The 970-nt window shown below is 61.1% G+C and carries 1 protein-coding gene; it reads right to left on the reverse strand.

What is annotated here, in order from left to right; genetic code table 11:
- The coding region (locus IVA74_RS22795) for a calcium-binding protein (protein WP_247348301.1) at positions 1 to 941 on the reverse strand (941 nt) is incomplete at its 3' end.
- Positions 942 to 970 lie beyond the last annotated feature (29 nt).

Genomic DNA, 970 nt, shown 5'->3' on the forward strand with positions numbered 1-970 from the left:
CCTGCCACACCTTGTGCGCCCTGACCAAAATCCTCGATCCTGTCGTGACCGCTGTTGAAATTGAAACGGAACGTGTCGTTGCCGCCTCGCGCTTTGCCAAGAATGGACTGCGCATCACCCCACATGTCATCGTTTCCAGTACCACTGACTAGCTTGTCATTTCCGCCGCAGGCATAGTCGGACATGGTCTGTGCATCGCCGATCAGGGTATTGTCGAATGTGCCGGCCGGTTGCGGGGTCGCATCATCACCTGCGATTAACGTGTCATTGCCACCCTGAGCGTTGCCGGACATCGCCAGCGCGTCGCCGTAGGCCAAATTTATGCCGCGCGTGCCCGCTGGCGCACCACCCATGAAAGTGTCGCTGCCGCCCTGGGCGTCATCAGACATGGTTCCACTGGCGTCCCCGAAGAAGGTGTTTCGACCTCCGCCGGCCGTGAAGGCATCGTTTCCGCCCGCGGCATGACCAAACATATTGCCCCCGGCGTCACCATAGAAGGTGCTCACGAAATCGGCGGCAAAGCCGCTCGTCGTGAAAGCGTCATCGCCGCCCCGGGTATGATCCGACATGTCGCCACCGGCGTCGCCGTAGAAAAAACTAAAGGGGTTCAAGCCGCTCACCGTGAAGGTGTCATCGCCGCCCACGGCCCGGCCGGTCATGCTGCCTCCGGCGTCGCCGTAGAAATGGTTGTTGTTCTCAAAGCCGGTCGTCGTGAACGTATCGTTGCCGCCCGCGCAACGGTCCGACATGTTGCCGCCCGCGTCGCCGTAGAAGATCAGGTCGGAGTTTGCCACGTTGGCGCTGAATGTGTCATCACCGCCATGGGCACGGTCCGACATGCTGCCGCCCGCGTCGCCGTAGAAAGTGGTCTGCGGTTTAATGGCGGGGGAGCCTCTGAATGCTTCGAAACTGTCGTTGCCGCCTTCGGCGTGGCCGGACATGTTGCCTCCGGCATCGCCGTAGAAAGTGA

The sequence above is a fragment of the Bradyrhizobium sp. 132 genome (assembly GCF_023074185.1).
In the GTDB taxonomy this organism is placed as follows: domain Bacteria; phylum Pseudomonadota; class Alphaproteobacteria; order Rhizobiales; family Xanthobacteraceae; genus Bradyrhizobium.